This window comes from Pseudomonas cavernicola (assembly GCF_003596405.1).
Classification (GTDB): Bacteria; Pseudomonadota; Gammaproteobacteria; order Pseudomonadales; family Pseudomonadaceae; genus Aquipseudomonas; species Aquipseudomonas cavernicola.
Map to the genome: position 1 here is coordinate 254,560 of NZ_QYUR01000006.1, position 17,888 is coordinate 272,447.

General features: G+C 61.5%; 17 protein-coding genes, 1 pseudogene and 1 other annotated feature. Of the genes and pseudogenes, 7 read left to right on the plus strand and 11 right to left on the minus strand.

Annotated elements, in window-relative coordinates; genetic code table 11:
• The first annotated feature begins 254 nt into the window (after window positions 1-254).
• The 3 genes from D3879_RS17225 (at window position 255) to D3879_RS17235 (ending at window position 4,128) form a co-directional block, all read left to right on the plus strand.
• Window positions 255-1,541: a glycerate kinase type-2 family protein gene (locus D3879_RS17225; RefSeq protein ID WP_119955495.1), complete on the plus strand. Its 1,287-nt coding sequence runs from the start codon at window positions 255-257 to the stop codon at window positions 1,539-1,541.
• Window positions 1,538-2,953 carry a pyruvate kinase gene (gene pyk / locus D3879_RS17230; protein WP_119955496.1) on the plus strand — a complete coding sequence of 472 codons (1,416 nt, stop codon included), beginning with the start codon at window positions 1,538-1,540 and terminating at the stop codon, window positions 2,951-2,953. The genes D3879_RS17225 and pyk overlap by 4 nt, the downstream gene beginning before the upstream one ends.
• Before the next feature lie 278 nt (window positions 2,954-3,231).
• On the plus strand, window positions 3,232-4,128 hold the full coding sequence (locus tag D3879_RS17235; protein WP_119955497.1) for an urea transporter: 897 nt from the start codon (window positions 3,232-3,234) through the stop codon (window positions 4,126-4,128).
• Between the two features lie 330 nt (window positions 4,129-4,458).
• Here D3879_RS17235 and D3879_RS17240 read toward each other — a convergent pair whose 3' ends face one another.
• The 10 genes from D3879_RS17240 to ccmA are packed head-to-tail and all read right to left on the minus strand — an operon-like array spanning window position 4,459 to window position 11,810.
• Window positions 4,459-4,881, minus strand: coding sequence for a hypothetical protein (locus tag D3879_RS17240; RefSeq protein ID WP_119955498.1), 423 nt, complete (start codon window positions 4,879-4,881; stop codon window positions 4,459-4,461).
• Window positions 4,878-6,086, minus strand: coding sequence for a c-type cytochrome biogenesis protein CcmI (gene ccmI, locus D3879_RS17245; RefSeq protein ID WP_119955499.1), 1,209 nt, complete (start codon window positions 6,084-6,086; stop codon window positions 4,878-4,880). The genes D3879_RS17240 and ccmI overlap by 4 nt, the downstream gene beginning before the upstream one ends.
• Entirely contained in the window at window positions 6,083-6,580 is a 498-nt protein-coding gene (locus D3879_RS17250) for a cytochrome c-type biogenesis protein (RefSeq protein ID WP_119955500.1), read from the minus strand. Before D3879_RS17250 ends, ccmI begins: the two co-directional genes overlap by 4 nt.
• Entirely contained in the window at window positions 6,577-7,113 is a 537-nt protein-coding gene (locus D3879_RS17255; RefSeq protein ID WP_119955501.1) for a DsbE family thiol:disulfide interchange protein, read from the minus strand. The genes D3879_RS17250 and D3879_RS17255 overlap by 4 nt, the downstream gene beginning before the upstream one ends.
• Complete coding sequence (locus D3879_RS17260; protein WP_177412468.1) at window positions 7,110-9,083, minus strand: heme lyase CcmF/NrfE family subunit; 1,974 nt, start codon at window positions 9,081-9,083, stop codon at window positions 7,110-7,112. The genes D3879_RS17255 and D3879_RS17260 overlap by 4 nt, the downstream gene beginning before the upstream one ends.
• 11 nt (window positions 9,084-9,094) lie before the next feature.
• Entirely contained in the window at window positions 9,095-9,556 is a 462-nt protein-coding gene (ccmE, locus tag D3879_RS17265) for a cytochrome c maturation protein CcmE (protein WP_119955503.1), read from the minus strand.
• Window positions 9,553-9,729 carry a heme exporter protein CcmD gene (ccmD, locus tag D3879_RS17270; protein WP_119955504.1) on the minus strand — a complete coding sequence of 59 codons (177 nt, stop codon included), beginning with the start codon at window positions 9,727-9,729 and terminating at the stop codon, window positions 9,553-9,555. The genes ccmE and ccmD overlap by 4 nt, the downstream gene beginning before the upstream one ends.
• Window positions 9,726-10,490: a heme ABC transporter permease gene (locus tag D3879_RS17275; protein WP_177412452.1), complete on the minus strand. Its 765-nt coding sequence runs from the start codon at window positions 10,488-10,490 to the stop codon at window positions 9,726-9,728. Before D3879_RS17275 ends, ccmD begins: the two co-directional genes overlap by 4 nt.
• A 16-nt stretch (window positions 10,491-10,506) precedes the next feature.
• Entirely contained in the window at window positions 10,507-11,178 is a 672-nt protein-coding gene (gene ccmB / locus D3879_RS17280) for a heme exporter protein CcmB (RefSeq protein WP_119955506.1), read from the minus strand.
• Entirely contained in the window at window positions 11,175-11,810 is a 636-nt protein-coding gene (gene ccmA, locus D3879_RS17285; protein WP_119955507.1) for a cytochrome c biogenesis heme-transporting ATPase CcmA, read from the minus strand. Before ccmA ends, ccmB begins: the two co-directional genes overlap by 4 nt.
• 429 nt (window positions 11,811-12,239) lie before the next feature.
• On the opposite strand from ccmA, the gene fliK reads away from it, so the two are divergent.
• Both fliK and D3879_RS17300 read left to right on the plus strand, forming a co-directional pair.
• Window positions 12,240-13,784, plus strand: coding sequence for a flagellar hook-length control protein FliK (gene fliK / locus D3879_RS17295; protein WP_119955508.1), 1,545 nt, complete (start codon window positions 12,240-12,242; stop codon window positions 13,782-13,784).
• Complete coding sequence (locus D3879_RS17300) at window positions 13,781-14,107, plus strand: EscU/YscU/HrcU family type III secretion system export apparatus switch protein (RefSeq protein WP_119955509.1); 327 nt, start codon at window positions 13,781-13,783, stop codon at window positions 14,105-14,107. The genes fliK and D3879_RS17300 overlap by 4 nt, the downstream gene beginning before the upstream one ends.
• Here the strand turns inward: D3879_RS17300 and D3879_RS17305 are convergent.
• The gene (locus D3879_RS17305; RefSeq protein ID WP_119955510.1) at window positions 14,088-14,534 is read right to left on the minus strand and encodes a rhodanese-like domain-containing protein; all 447 of its coding nucleotides are present in this window, start codon (window positions 14,532-14,534) and stop codon (window positions 14,088-14,090) included. The two genes, D3879_RS17300 and D3879_RS17305, sit on opposite strands and share 20 nt — an antisense overlap.
• Window positions 14,535-15,136: 602 nt before the next feature.
• Between D3879_RS17305 and tssI the strand changes: the two are divergent.
• Both tssI and D3879_RS17315 read left to right on the plus strand, forming a co-directional pair.
• A pseudogene (tssI, locus tag D3879_RS17310) lies at window positions 15,137-16,582 on the plus strand (type VI secretion system tip protein TssI/VgrG); the annotation flags it as partial.
• A gap of 43 nt (window positions 16,583-16,625) precedes the next feature.
• Window positions 16,626-17,848, plus strand: a protein-coding gene (locus tag D3879_RS17315) for an IS3 family transposase (protein WP_119953679.1) whose coding sequence is annotated in 2 segments (ribosomal slippage) — window positions 16,626-16,911 and window positions 16,911-17,848 — 1,224 coding nt in all. Because the reading frame shifts where the segments join, the coding sequence is not laid out codon by codon here.
• Window positions 16,904-17,020, plus strand: a sequence feature (AL1L pseudoknot). It overlaps the preceding gene by 117 nt.
• Window positions 17,849-17,888: the final 40 nt, after the last annotated feature.

The following is a 17,888-nucleotide window of genomic DNA, read 5'->3' on the forward strand; positions in this document are numbered from 1 at the left end:
CTTTTGTGACGCGGAGCGTCACGGGCTGCATTCCCACGCTGGAGCGTGGGAACGATCAACATGCTCGGTGTTTCCCTCACCCCCAGCCCCTCTCCCAGAGGGAGAGGGGGGAGTAAAAATTTCGACCTCCTGGCAGGCGGAGTCACGGCCTACTTGCCAGGTTGGTCGATTCCAGTCCCGAACCGCTGTTACCTGCGCGGCGGCTCCGGACTGCAATCGGCCCAGCAGCACAACAAGAACTCAGGAGCCCTGCCATGTCTTTCGATCCGACTTTCAATCCAGCGTCTTTGCTACGTGAGCTGTTCACCACTGCCATCGACGCTGCCCACCCGCGTCAGGTGCTGGCCGACCATCTACCGGCCGACCGCACAGGTCGCGTCATCGTCATTGGCGCTGGTAAAGCAGCAGCGGCCATGGCCGAAGTGATCGAAGCGCAATGGCAGGGTGAGATTTCCGGCCTGGTGGTGACCCGCTACGGCCACGGCGCCAACTGCCAGAAAATCGAAGTGGTCGAGGCCGCGCACCCGGTACCGGATGCCGCCGGTCTTGCGGTCGCCCAGCGCGTGCTGCAATTGGTCAGCAACCTCAACGAAAGCGACCGGGTGATTTTCCTCCTCTCCGGTGGCGGCTCTTCCCTGCTCGCCCTGCCAGCAGCCGGCCTGACCCTGCAAGATAAACAGGCGATCAACAAAGCCTTGCTGAAATCCGGCGCCACCATCGGCGAGATGAACTGTGTGCGTAAGCATCTCTCGGCGATCAAGGGCGGGCGCTTGGCGAAGGCCAGTTGGCCGGCCAGCGTCTACACCTACGCGATTTCCGATGTGCCGGGCGATGAAGCCACGGTAATCGCTTCCGGCCCGACCGTAGCCGACCCGACCACCTCGGTCGAAGCCCTGGCGATCCTCAGCCGCTATGCCATCGAGATCCCAGCCAACGTTCGCGCCTGGCTGCAAGACCCACGTTCGGAGACGGTCAAACCCGGCGATCCGTGCCTGGCCCGCAGTCACTTCCAACTGATCGCCACGCCGCAACAGTCGCTCGACGCCGCCGCCACGAAAGCCCTGGAGGCCGGTCTTACGCCGCTGATCCTCGGCGATCTGGAAGGCGAATCCCGCGAAGTGGCCAAGGTCCACGCCGGTATCGCTCGGCAGATCGTCTTGCACGGTCAGCCGATCAAACCGCCATGCGTGATCCTCTCCGGCGGTGAAACCACCGTCACCGTGCGCGGCAAGGGTCGCGGCGGGCGCAATGCGGAGTTTCTGCTGAGCTTGACCGATAGCCTCAAAGGCCTGCCCGGCGTCTACGCATTGGCTGGCGACACCGACGGCATCGACGGCTCGGAAGACAACGCCGGCGCCCTGATGAGCCCCGACAGTTATGCCCGCGCCGCCCGCCAGGGTCTCAGTGCCAGTGACGAGCTGGACAACAACAACGGCTATGGCTACTTCGCCGCCCTCGGCGAGTTGATCGTCACCGGGCCGACCTGTACCAACGTCAACGACTTCCGCGCCATCTTGATTCTGGAGAGCCCTGCCAAATGACCCCCGATAAGAAAGTAAAAATCCTCGCCACCCTGGGCCCAGCCATCAAGGGCATCGACGATATTCGCCAGCTGGTGGAGTCGGGCGTCAACCTGTTCCGCCTGAACTTCAGCCACGGCGAACACGCCGACCACGCCGAGCGCTTCAACTGGGTGCGCGAAGTGGAACGCCAACTGAACTATCCGATCGGCATCCTGATGGATCTGCAAGGGCCGAAACTGCGCGTCGGCCGCTTCGCCGAAGGCAAGGTCAATCTGGAACGCGGTCAGGCCTTCCGCCTCGACCTCGACCCGACACCCGGCACCGCGCAGCGCGCCAACCTGCCGCACCCGGAAATCATCGCCGCCTTGCAGCCCGGGATGAACCTGCTGCTGGACGACGGCAAGCTGCGCCTGCAAGTGACCGCCAAACATAGCGATGCCATCGATACCCAGGTACTCGCCGGTGGAGAACTGTCCGACCGCAAAGGCGTCAACGTGCCTGAAGCGGTGCTGGAACTCAGCCCGCTGACCGCGAAAGACCGCCGCGACCTGGATTTCGGCCTGGAGCTTGGGGTGGATTGGGTCGCGCTGTCGTTCGTCCAGCGCCCGCAAGACATCATCGAAGCGCGCGAGTTGATCGGTGACCGCGCCTTCCTGATGGCCAAGATCGAGAAGCCCTCGGCCGTCGAACAGCTCGAAGCCATCGCCAAGCTCTGCGATGCGATCATGGTCGCCCGTGGTGACCTGGGCGTGGAAGTGCCGGCGGAAAACGTGCCGCGCATCCAGAAAGACATCATCCGCACGTGCCGCCAACTCGGTAAGCCGGTGGTGGTCGCCACGCAGATGCTCGAATCCATGCGTTTCTCGCCGGCGCCGACCCGCGCCGAGGTCACAGACGTCGCCAACGCCGTGGCCGAAGGTACCGACGCGGTGATGTTGTCGGCGGAAACCGCCTCCGGTGATTACCCGCTGGAAGCCGTGAGCATGATGAGCAAGATCATCCGCCAGGTGGAAAATGGCCCTGACTTCCAGGCTCAGCTCGACGTCAGCCGCCCGCAAGCCGAGGCTACCGCCTCCGATGCAATCAGCTGCGCGATCCGTCGTATCAGCGGCATTCTGCCGGTGGCTGCGTTGATCAACTACACCGAGTCCGGCAGCTCCAGCTTGCGCGCTTCGCGTGAGCGACCGAAGGCGCCGATCTTGAGCCTGACGCCGAACATCCACACCGCCCGTCGTTTGACCGTGGCCTGGGGCATCTACTCGGTCGTCAATGCTCGCTTGAGCAAGGTCGAAGAGATCACCAGCACCGCTTTGGAAATCGCCCAGGCGCAGAACATGGCGCAGCGCGGCGACACCGTGGTGATCACCGCCGGCGTGCCGTTTGGTCAACCGGGGACGACCAATACACTGCGGATTGAGACATTGATCTGAGAACCTGCTCAATATCTGCTGCGCTTGGTCATGCTGCGTTGAAAATAGGCTCGGAATGCTCATTTACCACTCGTAAACTGCGCTTCCTCGCCTATTTTCGCCTTACCTGACCTGCGCTCGCGACGATCTTGAACAGGATCTGAAATAGCGCCCTCGCCCTTTCCGGGCGCGGGAACTGATTAGCTGATCCCATCTGGCTTTGCCAGTTTCCAGGCGTCCGGTGTTCCCTCACCTGACGCCTCTTTTTTATTCAACAACTGCCGACAACGACTGCCGACATGCGCCACCCGTCACTGCCCACGCGCACCTTGTCCCAATCCAAAGCCCTGCTCAATGGCTGTAGCCAGATCTTCCTGCAACAGCACCCGCTATGCGGGCTGCTCTGTCTACTGGCCATCGCCGTGGCGGCGCCGCAGCTGCTCGGCGGCGCCTTGCTCGGTGGCTTTGCCGGAGGGCTGACGGCACGCCAACGGCGCTATGCCGAGGCCGATATCGAGGCCGGGCTGTACAGCTACAACGGCGTGCTGCTGGGTCTGTTGCTCTGCTACACGTTCGCCTGGTCGCCGCTGCTGCCGCTGTTGATCATCGCTAGCGGCGGGATTTCCGCCATGCTGCTAAACCCGCTGTTGCAGCGCTCGCGTCAGCGCCAATGGCTACCCGCCTACACCTCACCCTTTGTCGTGCTCAGCTGGTTGCTGCTGGTAATCGCCGCCCCCCTGCAATTGGCGCCCGCCGTTGCAGTCAACAGCCCGGTACTGAGTGTCGACTGGCTGAACCTCTGCGCCGCGGTCGCTCGCGGCCTGGGCCAGGTGATCTTTCTCGACCAGCCGTTGGCCGGTCTGATTCTGTTCGCCGGCTTGCTCGTGGCCAGCCGCCGGGCCGCTTGTTGGGCGCTGTTCGGCTCCGCTGCGGGGCTGGGCTTGGCGTTGTTGCTGGGCTGGCCAACGCCAACTGCCTTGGCCGGGCTGTATGGCTACAACGCCGCCTTGGCCGCCCTCGCCCTTAGCCAAAACCACCGGCAGCCTTGGGCTCCCTTGCTCGGCATCGTGCTGGCCTTGCTCCTGCAACCGGGCTTTGCAGCCTTGGGGCTGCCAGCGCTGACCGCACCGTTTATCCTCGCTTGCTGGCTGGTGCAGGCCGCTCGGCGCTCAGCGCGGCGGACTGCCGTCGAGTAAAAACCCGTTCAGCCCTTGCGCCGGTTATAAAAAAGTCTCTAGTCTGGGCCGATCAGTTATTCAGGATCGCAGCGGTGCCCAGCGCCCCTGGGCCTGAACTTCGCCGCGCATCTGTTCTGGCCAGAGGGTTTCACCGCACAGCCGTGTTGGAGCGCGATGCTGATCGGCGCAGTGGCGTTAGTCCTCTTGGTACGCTACGACTGGGGAGTGTTGCGGCTGATCAGCGTGGCCGCTTTGACCGACCTGCAGGCCGGGCTTCTAATGTGCGGGATCGAGCAACGGGAGTCGCGGAGCGACTCCTTGTTGGGCATCACTGCGTTCAGCACCAACCTACGGATATTGCCGGCTCAAACCCGGCGGCACACCGCTGCTGTCGGTGGGTTGCCAAGGCCCTTGTGGATTGCTGGCCCAACTCCAGCCATTGTTCCAGCGGTAGTAAGTGCGCTGGCGGTAGTAGATGCCTTCAGCCCCCTCCAGCACGTAGACCCCCAGCTTGCTATCCCAATAACTGCTCGCCCCTGGCGGCGGGGCAAAGTGCGGGTGGGCCTTCATCCGGGTGCTGGGCTGCGGCTGCGGCGGGATCGGCTGGCTCGGTTGCTGCGTGCTGCGTGGTTTTGTGCTGGGTGCTGGTGTGCTGGGTGGTTGTTGGGTGCCACGTGGTTCTTGCGGAATCGGCTGCTGCACAACAGGTACCGCACAACCCGCCAAACCCAGCACTAGGCTCGCTAAACCGAGACGAATAATAGTTTTCATTGCGCCGGGCCATCCGCCGTATCGATAGTCAATTGTTGCTGATCCGCCGTGTTGCTAGCCAAGGGCTGACTGCGGCCAATCCACTCACCCGCCTTGGCATTCCCCGCGCGCGACACGCGGGCTACCAGTAAGACCTGAGGGAAGTTGGAGAGTTTCAGCTGCGGCATCATCGCGTCGCTATCCGACAGGCTGACTTCCGCCGGCAGATCAGCCACGGTCAGACGTTTGACCGCCAGCGGCATCGGCGGGCCGGAGGCGGCGCGGGCAAAGACGAATACCGTGTCGGTTGGCTGGACTTTGCCTTTCAGCTCCGGTGCCAGCTCCACCCGTACTTTGAGCGCAGGAACTGCGGCCAGCGCCGCTGGCTCAGGCACGGAGTCGCCCGGCGCGAGTCGTTCGCGCGCGCGCTCGATACCACCCTGGATCGCGCTACGCGACGGATCATCCGCTGGCAGCAACGTCGCCAAACGCTCCCAGAAGCCAATCGCATCCTTGAAGCGCTTGTCCTCAAACGCCGCAATACCCAGCAGGCCAAGGCTGGTGACCTCCTCTGGATTAGCCTTCAGCGCTTCATCGGTCAGCGCTTGCAGCTCAGCCGACCACTTCTTACCGTTGGCGAAATACAACGCCTGGGCCAGTTGGCCCAACAATTCAGGCTGACGCCCGGCCAGGCCGGTGGCCCGCTCAAATGCTTTCGCCGCGTCGGCGGCGCGATCTTGTGCCATATAGGTGCGACCGAGGAAGTACCAAGCCTCGGCGGAATCCGGTTGGGCTTTGACGGCCTGCTCCAGGCGCGCGGTCATTTCTTCGACCGAGCGTGGCTGCTGGGCGAACTCACGGGCCAGTTCGACTTTGTCGCTGGCGCCCCAGTGCAGGTAAAGGCCAACAGCAAGCAGCGGCACCAGCACGGCAGCCAATAACGGGGTCAGCTTACCCAGGCGCGAACTGCGCTCTTGCTCCGTGCCTTCGGTATCGGCCAGCAACTCACGGGCCTCTTCGACGCGACCAGCTTCCAATTGCTCACTGCTGAGCACGCCAGCCTGCTGCTGTGCTTCCAGCTCGGCCAGACGCTCCTGATAGAGGGCCACGTTAAGGGCGGTACGATCTTCCTCGGCCTGGGCACGGCGGCCACGCAACACGGGGATCAGCAGAAAAGCCAAGGCCACCAGCAACAGCAGGCCGGCGGCGAGCCAGAAATCAATCATTGGTCTTTTTTATCCGCATGCTCTGAGTTTAAAAGTGCGTCGAGGCGCGAACGCTCTTCGGCGGAAAGAGTGGCGACACCCGCGGCGGCTTCCTTGCGACGGCGCAGCACGAGCACGCCCATCACCAGCACGCCGCCGATCAGCAAGCCCGCCGGGCCGAACCAGAGCAGCCAGGTACGGGCATTCACGGCCGGCTTGTAGCGGACGAATTCGCCGTAGCGATCAACCATGAACTCGACGATCTGCTCGTTGCTCTTGCCCTCACCGAGCATGCGAACGATTTCCCGGCGCAGGTCAGTGGCAATCGGCGCGTTAGAGTCGGCGATGTCCTGGTTCTGGCATTTGGGGCAACGCAGCTCCTGGGTCAGCTCGCGAAAACGTGCGCGCTCGGCCTCATTGGCGAACTCGTAGGTATCGATAGCCGCCTGCGCGACACCGATCAGGCTCAGGCCCAATACGGCTGTGACAGCGGCTGCGGCAAACCAGCGCTTCATTGGCCCGCCTCGTCGACCAGGCCCTGATAGAGCGGCGCCAGTTGTTCGCGCCAGACGCGTTCATCGATCACGCCGACGAATTTGTGGCGGATGGTGCCTTTGCTGTCGATCAGGAAGGTCTCCGGCGCGCCGTAGACACCCAGGTTCAGACCCAGGCTGCCTTGCTCGTCGCGGATATTCAGCTGATAGGGGTTGTGGAACTCCTTCAGCCATTTCAGCGCGGCGGCGTTGTCGTCCTTGTAGTTGACCCCATAGATGCGCACGCCCTGCTGGGCCAGCTTGTTCAACACCGGATGCTCGACCCGGCAGGCCACGCACCAGGTCGCCCAGACGTTGAGCAACGCCGGCTTGCCGAGCAGGTCGGCCTGGGTCAGGACCTTCTCACCCTCCACCGCGGGCAGGGAAAACGCCGGCACGGGTTTGCCGATCAAGGCCGAAGGCAGCTCGGACGGATCGAGGAACAGACCACGATAGAGAAAGACCGCGCCAATCAGGAAAACCGCCAGCGGCAACAGCAAGATCACCCGCTTCATGCTTGCGCTCCAGTCAGGCCCAAGGCTTCACGCACACGGGTTTTCACTTTCACCCGGTAGCGCCGATCGAACGCCGCCAGCAAGCCGCCAAAACCAGTCAGCAGACCACCGAACCAGATCCAGCGCACATAGGGTTTGACGTGAACTCGCACGGCCCAGGCGCCATTTTCCAACGGCTCACCAAGGGCGACGTACAGGTCGCGGGTGAAACCAGCGTCGATGCCGGCTTCGGTCATCACCGAGTTCTGCACGGTGTAAAGGCGTTTTTCCGGATGCAGCACGGTGACTTCCTTGCCGTCCTCGATCACCCGTATCGTGCCTTTATCCGAGGTGAAGTTCGGGCCTTCAAAGTGCTCCGCGCCCTCAAAGAGGAAACGATAGCCACCCAGCTCCATCGACTCGCCCGGTTCCAGGCGCAGATCGCGCTCGGCACTGTTCTGGCTGGAGAGCACTACCCCGAGGGCGCAGACGGCGATGCCGATGTGCGCCACCTGCATGCCCCAATAGCTGCGAGTCATGCCACGGATACCGTTGAGCAGGCCGGTGTGGCGAGTCTTGTCGAGCAGATCGCGCACGCCAGCCAACACCACCCAGGCCGCCAGCAGGCAGGCCGCCAGCACCGCCCAATGGAAATCCGCCACCAGCAGGGACGCCACGCCGCCCAACACCACGCTAGCCAGCAGTACCGGACTGAGCATGCCGAACAGCCACTTCAGCGGCGTGTCCTTCCAGCGCACGATCACCCCCACCGCCATCACCAGCATGAGGAGGCTCATCAGCGGCACGAACAGCGCATTGAAATACGGCGGGCCAACCGACAGCTTGGCCCCGGTCAAAGCGTCCAATACCAAGGGATAGAGGGTGCCGAGCAGGATCATCGAGGCAGCGACCACCAGCACCAGGTTGTTACCCAGCAGCAGCATCTCCCGCGACCACAGGCCGAAACCAACGTGGCTCTTGACCACTGGCGCGCGCAGGGCGAACAGCGTCAGCGAGCCTCCGACCACCAGCAACAGGAAGGCCAGGATAAATACGCCGCGCTCAGGATCGGAGGCGAAAGCATGCACCGAAGTTAACACCCCGGAGCGCACCAGGAAGGTGCCGAGCAGGCTCAGCGAGAACGCCGCAATCGCCAACAGCACGGTCCAGCTTTTGAACACGCCACGCTTTTCGGTCACCGCAAGCGAGTGGATCAGCGCGGTGCCGACCAGCCAGGGCATGAAGGAGGCATTTTCCACCGGGTCCCAGAACCACCAGCCGCCCCAGCCCAACTCGTAATAGGCCCACCAGGAGCCCAGGGTGATGCCGATACCGAGGAAGGCCCAGGCGACGATGGTCCACGGCCGCGACCAGCGCGCCCAAGCCGCATCCAGACGACCGCCGAGCAAGGCGGCGATAGCGAAGGCGAAGGCGACCGAGAAGCCGACATAGCCCATGTAGAGCATGGGCGGATGGACGATCAGGCCAATGTCCTGCAGCAGCGGATTGAGGTCGCGGCCGTCCATCGGGCTTTGTGGCAGGAGGCGCGCGAACGGGTTGGAGGTGACGATCAGGAACAGCAGAAAGCCGATGCTGATCATCCCCATCACCCCCAGCACGCGGGCCAGCATCACGTCCGGCAATTGCCGGGAGAAAATCGACACCGCGAAGGTCCAGCCACCGAGGATCAGCGCCCAAAGCAGCAAGGAACCTTCGTGGGCGCCCCACACGGCGCTGAACTTGTAGTACCAGGGCAACGCACTGTTGGAGTTGCTGGCGACATAGGCGACTGAGAAGTCGTCGACCATGAAGGAATAGGTCAGGCAGGCAAAGGCAAACAGCAGAAAGGCGAACTGCCCCCACGCCGCAGGCTGCGCCAGTCTCATCCACTGGTGATCGCCACGCCAGGCACCGATCATCGGCAGCGTGGCCTGCACTAGCGCCATGCACAGGGCCAGAATCATCGCCAGATGGCCCAGCTCGGGAACGATCAAGCCAGACATCATTGTGCCCCCTCTTTCGACTGCATGGACTGATACTGGCCGCTGTCCTTAAGGGCCTTGGTCACTTCCGGTGGCATGTATTTTTCGTCGTGCTTGGCCAGCACTTCGTCGGCGATCAGCACGCCGTCGGCATTCAGCTTGCCCAAAGCGACTATGCCCTGCCCTTCGCGGAACAGGTCGGGCAGGATGCCGCGGTATTGGATGGTGACGTTCTTGGCGAAATCGGTGACCACGAACTGCACATCCAGCGAGTCGCCGAAACGCTTCAAGGAGCCCTTTTCGACCATGCCACCCGCGCGAATCCGGGTGTCATGTGGCACTTCGCCATTGGCGATCTGCGTCGGGGTGTAAAACAGATTGATGTTCTGCTGCAGGGCGCTGAGCGCGAGTGCGACGGCAACCCCGACGCCGGCCAAGATGCCAAGGATGATAAACAGACGCTTCTTACGCAGCGGATTCACTTCTGACTCTCCCGGCGCAAACGGCGCGCCTCTTCTTGCAGGTAACGGCGACGCGCCAGAATCGGCATCGCAACGTTGATCGCTAACACCGTCAGGCTGATGCCATAGGCCGACCAGACATACAAAGCGTGCTGGCCCATGGCGAGGAAATCGCTGAAGGAGGTAAAACTCATCGTACGCCCTCCAGCCCCACTTGTTTCGCCACTTCGGCCTTCACCCAACTGCTGCGCGACTCGCGCTTGAGCACTTCCAATCGCATGCGCAGCAACAACACTGCGCCGAAGAAACAGTAAAAACCGAGCACCATGAGCAACAGCGGCAGCCACATTTCCGCTGGCATCGCCGGCCTTTCGGTGAGCGTGAAAGTGGCGCCCTGGTGCAGGGTGTTCCACCACTCCACCGAGTATTTGATGATCGGGATGTTGATCACCCCGACTATGGCCAACACGGCGCACGCTTTCGCCGCGCTGTCGCGATTGCTAATGGCATGACCGAGGGCGATCACGCCGAAATACAGAAACAGCAGGATCAACATCGAGGTCAACCGCGCATCCCAGACCCACCAGGAGCCCCAGGTCGGTTTGCCCCAGATGGCGCCAGTCAGCAGCGCAATAACGGTCATCCAGGCGCCGAGCGGGGCGGCAGCCTGCAACGCCACATCCGCCAGCTTCATCTTCCACACCAACCCCACCACACCCGCCACTGCCAGCATGATGTAGCAGGATTGGGCGAGGATAGCCGCCGGCACATGGATGTAGATGATCCGGAAGCTATTGCCCTGCTGGTAGTCCGGCGGAGCAAAAGCCAGCCCCCAAACCAGGCCAACGCCGATCAGCAACACGGCGGCCACCGTCAGCCACGGCAGCCAGCGACCGCTGACGTCGTAGAACCATTTGGGCGAGCCCCATTTGTGAAACCAAGTCCAATTCATCACGGTAACCAATTCATTTTTATTCGCCGACGCTAATAGACAGGCCGGCAGCTGTCGCAAAAGGAGTCAGTGTGACCGCTAAAGCAGTGAGACTGCCCATCCACAGTAAGTAACCGACAACCGGCAGTCCTTGCAGGGCCGCCTGCAACGCCCCACTGCCGAGAATCAGCACCGGGATGTACAGCGGCAGAATCAGCAGCGCCAGCAACAAGCCGCCACGCTTGAGACCTACGGTCAACGCCGCACCCACTGCGCCGAGCAAGCTCAACACTGGCGTACCCAGCAATAGCGTCAGTAGCAAAACCGGCAGGCAGCGCGACGGCAGGCCAAGCATCAGCGCCAGCAAAGGTGCGAGCAATACCAATGCCAAACCGGAAAACAACCAGTGTGCCAGCACTTTAGCCAACACCAGAAGAGCTAAGGGGTGCGACGAAAGGACCCACTGCTCCAGCGAGCCGTCTTCGAAATCACTGCGAAACAAGCCATCCAGCGACAGCAGCACCGCCAGTAGCGCAGCAACCCAGATCAAACCGGGCGACAGGGTTTGCAGCAACTGTGTTTCCGGCCCGACGGCGAGCGGGAACAGGGCGATTACGATGGCGAAAAACACCAACGGGTTAGCCAGCTCCGCGGGGCGGCGAAACAGCAGGCGCGCCTCACGGGCGACGAGCAAGGTAAAGACATTGCTCATAGATTGTGCAGCCCCAAATCGAGATCGCGATAGCCCGCGGGTTTTACCGCCAGCGTGTGGTGGGTAGTCAACACCACCATGCCACCTTGTTCGCAATGACGGGCCAGATGACTTTCCAGTTGAGCCACGCCTTGCTTGTCGAGAGCGGTGAACGGCTCATCAAGAATCCACAGCGGCGGTGCATCCAGATACAGCCGAGCCAGGGCGACCCGACGCTGTTGACCAGCCGACAAGGTATGGCAGGGAACATCCTCAAAACCGCGCAGCCCGACAGCTTCAAGCGCCTGCCAGATCGCGACCCGCTCGGCGGGGCGATGCAGCGCGCACAGCCAGACGAGGTTTTCCTCGGCGGTCAGCAAGCCTTTGATCCCGGCGGCATGGCCAATCCACAGCAAATTGCGGGTTAACTCATCACGCTGCCGAGTCAGCGCCTGACTATTCAGGCGCACCTCACCGGCGGTGGGCTGCATCAATCCAGCAAGCAAACGCAGCAGGCTGGTCTTGCCGCTGCCATTGGGGCCGGATACCTGCAACATTTCACCGGCAGCCAGGCGCAGCTCGAGCCGCTCGAAGAGCATGCGCCAGTCCCGCTCGCAGGCGAGCGCCACAGCTTCGAGTAAAGGGCTAATCACGGTATGGCGACCTTTCGGGTATACATGCTTCTGGCTATCAAGTCCGAGCAGGCTTGGCCGCTATACTGACGCAAGCTAAATGCGCGGCCGGCCCGGACGGGGCGGCATTATACATGTCATGCCCCGCCCCCCGCAGCGGGCATTTTCGACAGGTTGTAAGGGCGTGTTAACCGTTATTGGCCGGTTGCGACGGAGCCCCATTTTGCGCAGGGCAAGAAATGAGGAGAGAGGTTTGGTTATTCCAAATGAACGACGAATGACGCCGCACTGCGCAAAATGGGGCCCGTCCCTTCGGGTTGCGTCCCAAATTGGGCCACGCAGCGTTCCCGTCCTTGGTAAGGGGGTGGCCATTACCTGCGGACGGCGCCTTGCCTGGCCCAATTTGGGACGGCAACGCAATCCGGCAAATAACTGTTAGCACGCCCTCATATGCGCGAAATCAGCAGCCCTCGCCCGCTTCCGCCGACTGCGCCAACTCCGCGCCCGAGCGCGGCCGCAACCGACCTTGCGCTCAAGTTGCTGCAACCGCTGGAAGGCCTACTGGCTAAAGGCGAGACCGCCAAGGCCGAAGTGATTGCCCTCAAGGAAACCGCACAAAGCTTCCAAGTGCTGCTCAAACTGACCCTGGACAGTGGTCGCCAGGCCACCGTACAAGCCAGCAGTTCCTTGCCACTGGCGCAAGGCACTGCGCTATCCGTCACCGCGCTCTCGGAAACACGCCTGGCCATGTTGCTGCAGACGGGTGGCGACAAGCCCTTGACCAGCCTGGATCTGGACCTGCTGCCAACCGGCACGCTGATCCAAGGCAAGGTCATCGCCAGCGAGCAGATCGCTCAAACCAAAGCGCAACAAGTGCTCTACAAAGTACTGGTCAACCTGCTCAACACCCCACTGGCCGGCAGTAAGCTGGCGCTTGAAACGCCGCTAGCCCTCCCCCTCGGCAGCCTGCTGACCGCCCAAGTTCAGGGCAGTCAGGCGCTGAGTTTCCTACCCCTGAGTGGCCGCCTGGATCAACTGGAACTGGGCCAGCAACTGACCACCCAGCAGAACCGCCAAGGTTCGCTGGCGGGACTGTTCAAAGCCCTGCAAGGCCTGGGCGAGCAGGATGGTTTGCCCGAGGGCCTGCGCACCAGTATCGACAATCTCCTTGGCACCACCTCTGATATCAGTCAGCTCGGCGATGCCAAAGGGCTGGCACAAGCGTTGGAAAAGAGCGGCCTGTTTCTCGAGGCCAAACTGCTGGGTGGGCATACCGCCGCTCTACCACAGGATTTGAAAGCCAATCTGCTCCGCTTGATAGCTCAGCTCTTGCCCGCTCTGCCGGCGGGCACACCACTCAGTCCGGCGAACGCCGGCACGGCTCTAGCGCAAGCGTTACCGGCCTTTGTGCGCAACACCTTGGGCTCTCTCGGCCAAGCGGGTTCACGCCAGCAAACATTGAGCTTTCCGCTACCCGCCAAGCTGCTGCAAGCCATGGAGGGCGAGTCCGATCTGGAAACCTTGCTAAAACTGGCCGCAGCCGCCGTCTCGCGCCTGCAAACGCATCAGTTGTCGAGCCTGGCGCAAACCCAGCTAACCCCGGAGGGCAATTTGTTGAGCACCTGGCAGTTGGAACTCCCTATGCGTAATCAGCAAGAACTGGTGCCACTGCAGCTCAAACTGCAGCGCGAGGAACAGTCCAAACAGGGGAAAAAGGAACAGCAGGAAATACTCTGGCGGGTCGAACTAGCCTTCGACCTTGCCCCGCTCGGCCCGCTGCAGGTCCAGGCGCAGTTGAACCGCGGCAACCTGGCCAGCCAGCTCTGGGCCGAGCGAGCCAGCACTGCCAATCTGATCGATGCCGAGCTTGGCCACCTGCGCGAGCGCCTGACTGCGACCGGCCTCAACGTCGGCGAACTGGCCTGTCGCCAAGGCACGCCGCCACAAGGCCAACGCACAACCCTCGAACAGCGCTGGGTCGACGAAACCGCATGAAACACCAAGCCCCACGCCAAGCCATCGCCCTCAGCTATGACGGGCTGAGCGCGCCGAATCTCACCGCCAAAGGTGATGCCGAATTGGCAGAAGCCATCCTGGCGATCGCCCGCGAATACGAAGTGCCTATCTACGAAAACGCCGAACTGGTGCGCCTGCTAGCACGCCTGGAGCTGGGTGATGCGATTCCTGAAGCGCTCTATCGCAGCATCGCCGAAATCATCGCCTTCGCCTGGTACCTGAAAGGCAAATGCCCGGCCGGCTTTGAACAAGACAGCGATATAACCCCGCCGCTACCGCTGCTCAATGGCCCGGCTCGCTAAAAGCCAAAACCTCACCCGCCGCACCTTTCCCTAACGGAAAGTCGAACAACTGCCAGGCGAAGTAGCCGCTGCGAAAGTAGAACACCTGTCGGTAGCCCCAGCTCACGGCCAACTGCGCCGCCGCGGCCGCACTCGAACAGACTTCACTGTCGCAATACAGCACCAACGGCACATTACGCGGCAAGTGCGTCATCGCCAGGCTGCTGAAACGATCAGCCAAGTCCAGATGCACCGCGCCATACACATGACCCCAACTCCATTCGCGCGCAGCACGCACGTCGACAAACAGAACGCCGTAGTCATACAGACGCTTGGCCTCCAGTGCATCCACGGTCCTCGCCCCCACCACTTGCAGCGGCGCCTCCTCAGCCTGAACCTGAGCAAAGGCCGTCAACCAGAGCAGCAAAAGCAGCAAGTAACGGCGCATAGCACACCCTCCCCAGGCTAGAAGGCCATAAATTTCAGCTTAGGCAGGCCGAGAGCTAGAGCTAGGAACTAATTGGTTAATAGCCAGGCAAGACTAAGAACCCACGAGACTAATGGCGGGCAGGGAAAGCTATGGTGAGAGGTGGACTACCCCCACTACCGCAGACATTTCCCGACCTCACAATGAGGCGAGTTCAAACGCCTCGGGACTGACGCCACCCAGATGACTGTGGCGACGGGTTGGTCGCGCGCCGCTTTATCACCTACAAACGGAACTTGAATGCAGAATTCACAACTTTTGCCCCTCCAGCCCAGATCCGTGGCCATTTTGGATTCAGGGCATGGGCACCGACGCACGCCGCCGAAACAGGTCTTTGCTGTAGGAAACATCCGAAAATGTAAAGACGCACTAGCTGTTCGCCGTAACTCTGATTCAATTCCGACCCATCAAGCTAATCGTGGGTTGACGCTGGATTGTCCGAGGGGGGCTTTGGCATCCTGCAAGCGGGTTTCAGCCTCATTCAAGAAAGGAAGGCTGATGCCCGACAGGTGAGGCCTCTTTTCCTCACTTGGCGCTCACTATTTTGACTAGGGAAGCGCTCTATGCGTCAAAGGGATTTGAGGTTCACCTTCTCCGTGCTTTCCGGCCGGATGGAGTTCGAGGTCGTCGAGTTCACCCTGGAGGAGGCTCTTTGCGAGCCTTATCGGCTGACGCTCGAACTGGCCAGTTACAACCCCAATATTGATTTTGGTCAGGTCCTCGATCAGCCGGCATTGCTCACGATTTGGCAAGGCACCACGGCTGTCCGCCATGTCCATGGCATGGTCTCCAGCTTCACCCAGGGCAAAACCGGGTTCCGCCGTACACGTTACCGCGTCGTGGTCGAGCCGCAGCTCGCCCGGCTTGCCCTGAGCTCAAACTGGCGCATATTCCAACAGAAAAGCGTGCCCGAAATACTCAAGTCCGTGCTGAACGAGCATGGCATCCTGGACTATCAACAACACATCAGCACCGAGCATCTGCCTCGCGAATACTGCGGCCAGGCCGGGGATACCGACCTTTATTTGTTCGACAGGCTTTCCACGGAGGAAGGCCTCTTCTATTTCTTCAAATCCGACGCAACCTCTCACACGCTCATCCAGGGCGACAAGCTCTATGTCCAGGAGCGCATCCAAGGTGGTCCGGTGCTGTACACCACGCAGCCTGCCGCAGACGCCACGCAGCCGGTGCTCTATGCGTTCAGCTACACGGAAAACGTCCGGACGGTCGAGCAGACCCAGCGTGATTACACCTTCAAGCGTCCCACTTTCGACCAGCAACAGCATACCGTCGGCGAAGATCTGGAGCACCAGGCCCCGCACTATGAGCGCTACGATTATCCGGGTCGTTACAAGGTCAGTACCGCTGGCAAATCCTTCACGCAAAATCGCCTGCGAGGTCATCGCCGTGATGCTCAGGTCGCGGTGGTCGAAGGTGACGATCCGCGCCTGATTCCCGGCCTGTCCTTCCAACTCACCGGTCACCCTAGGGAAGACTTCAACCGCTGGTGGCGGTCGGTACGAATCACGCACAAAGGTGTGCAGCACGCCAGCCAGCAAGAAGAGTCCGCCGACGCCGAAATGGGCGTGAGCTACGACTTCATCGCCGAGATCATTCCTGAGCAAATGGAGTGGCGCCCTGCGCCCCTGCCTAAACCCCGTATTGACGGGCCGCAGGTCGCGAGTGTGGTGGGCCCCCTAGGAGAGGAGATACACACTGACGAATTTGGCCGGGTAAAGGTTCAATTCCCATGGGACCGGGAAGGCAAGAACAACGACTTCAGCTCCTGCTGGATCCGGGTGTCGCAGAATTGGGCCGGTGCGGACTGGGGCCACATGGCGATCCCGCGCATTGGTCAGGAAGTCATCGTCGACTACTTTGACGGGGATTGTGATCAGCCAATTATCACGGGTCGTACCTACCGTGCAACTAATCGCCCCCCGTACCAACTTCCTGATCACAAAATTCTCAGCACCATCAAAAGTAAGGAATACAAAGGCACTGAATCGCCCCGGGTTTCGTGGAGGCCTCAACTCTTGAGAAGATGAGGCCATGAGAAAGACCACGACCTACTCCCCCGAAGTCCGTGAACGTGCTGTACGCATGGTTCTGGAGCACCTGAACGACTATCCGTCCGAGTGGGCGGCCATCGAGTCCATCGCCCCCAAGATTGGCTGTGCAGCGCAAACCCTACATGGCTGGGTGCGTCGTTATCAGACCAACACCGGGCAGCGGCCCGGTCAAACCACGGAAGAGCATGAGCGCATCAAGACGCTGGAGCGAGAAGTGCGAGAGCTGCGCAAGGCCAACGAGATCCTGCGCCTGGCCAGTGCGTATTTTGCCCAGGCGGAGCTCGACCGCCGCACCAAGTCCTGAGGGCGTTTGTTGACCAGCATCGTGACCGTCTTGGGGTCGAGTCGATCTGCCGCGTCTTGCGGATCGCCCCATCCGGTTACCGGAAGCATGCAGCCCGGCTTCGTAACCCCGCACTGCGCTCCTGTCGTGCTCGGCGTGACGAGGTGTTGATCGCGGAAATCCAGCGAGTGTGGAATGCCAACATGCAGTGCTATGGCGCGATGAAGGTCTGGAAGCAACTCAGGCGAGAGCGCGTCGATGTGGCCAGGTGCACCGTGGAGCGTTTGATGCGTCAGGTCGGATTACAGGGCATACGGCGTGGTCAGGTCGTGCGGACAACGGTATCGGGCGACCAAACCGTATGCCCGCTGGATCGTGTCCAGCGTCAGTTCCATGCCGACCGGCCTAACCAGCTGTGGGTGTCGGACTTCACCTACATTTCGACCTGGCAGGGATGGTTGTATGTGGCCTTCGTGATCGACGTATTTGCACGCCGTATCGTCGGCTGGCGAGTCAGTACCAGCATGAAGACCGACTTCGTACTGGATGCCTTGGACCAGGCCCTGTATGACCGCCAGTCCAGTCGTACGGGCGGCCTGATCCATCACAGCGACCGCGGCAGCCAGTACGTCTCGATTCGCTACACCGAACGCCTGGCCGAGGCCGGCATCGAGCCCTCGGTCGGCAGCAAAGGCGATAGCTATGACAATGCCCTGGCCGAAACCATCAACGGGCTGTACAAGGCAGAGCTGATTCACCGGCAATCATGGAAGAGCCGCGAGGCTGTCGAGCTGGCCACCCTGAAGTGGGTGCACTGGTACAACCACCAGCGTCTGCTGGGCTCAATCGGCTATATCCCGCCGGCGGAGGCTGAGACAAACTTCTACCGGCAACAAGCCAGTCAGGCCATTGCGGCCTGACTTAAACGAAACGGCCTCCACAATAGCCGGGGCGATTCAG